1 protein-coding gene is annotated in these 971 nt (G+C 41.2%); it reads left to right on the plus strand.

What is annotated here, in order from left to right; translation table 11 throughout:
• Positions 1-892 (plus strand): malate dehydrogenase (gene mdh, locus LD39_RS19985; protein WP_035552637.1); only part of this gene is annotated, 892 nt, incomplete at its 5' end.
• Between the last annotated feature and the right edge of the window lie 79 nt (positions 893-971).

Below are 971 nucleotides of genomic sequence, written 5' to 3' on the forward strand. Positions count from 1 at the left end.
TCTAATGATTGCACAAAAAGAATTAGGCGATGTGGTCTTAGTCGATATCCCTTCCATGAAGAACCCGACAAAAGGGAAAGCGCTCGACATGTTAGAAGCGAGCCCAGTGCAAAAGTTTGATTCGAACATTACAGGCACTTCTGATTATAAAGATATTGAAGGTGCTGATATGGTGATCATTACGGCTGGAATTCCTAGAAAGCCAGGCATGAGTCGTGATGAACTTGTGGAAACAAACGCGAAAATCATGAAAGATGTTTCTGAAAATGTGAAGAAATATGCACCTAATAGTTATATTCTTGTTTTAAGTAATCCTGTAGATGCGATGACTTATGTCTGCTATAAAACAACAGGATTTCCAAAGAACCGTGTAATTGGTCAATCAGGAGTACTGGATACATCACGTTTTAACACGTTTGTATCACAGGAATTAGGCGTTTCGGTTGAAGATGTCTCTGGTTTTGTCCTAGGCGGGCATGGTGACAGCATGGTTCCACTTGTTCGATATTCCTACGCGGGCGGTATTCCTTTGGATAAACTATTATCAGATGACCAGCTAAATGATATTGTCGAGCGAACTCGTAAGGGTGGTGGAGAAATCGTCAATCTTCTAGGTCAGGGGAGTGCGTATTATGCACCGGCTGCTTCTCTTGTGCAAATGGCAGAAGCGATTGTCAAAGATAAGAAGAGAATCCTTCCTTCTATCGCCTATTTAGAAGGAGAGTACGGCTATGAAGATATCTATTTAGGTGTTCCAACGATTCTTGGAGGAAATGGAATTGAAAGTGTCATAGAGTTACCGCTTAGGGACGAGGAAAAAGCTGCACTGGATAAATCGGCAGCAGCGGTTAAGGATGTTTTAAGTCCGCTTAAGGAAACTGTCGCTCGATAAGTTAATAAAATCATTGTTTTAACGAGGAAGCCCGGACATCTTATTAGATGATCGGGTTTTTTTAATTATTTTTCTGCGA

It is taken from the genome of Halobacillus sp. BBL2006, from assembly GCF_000786645.1.
GTDB lineage: Bacteria > Bacillota > Bacilli > Bacillales > Halobacillaceae > Halobacillus.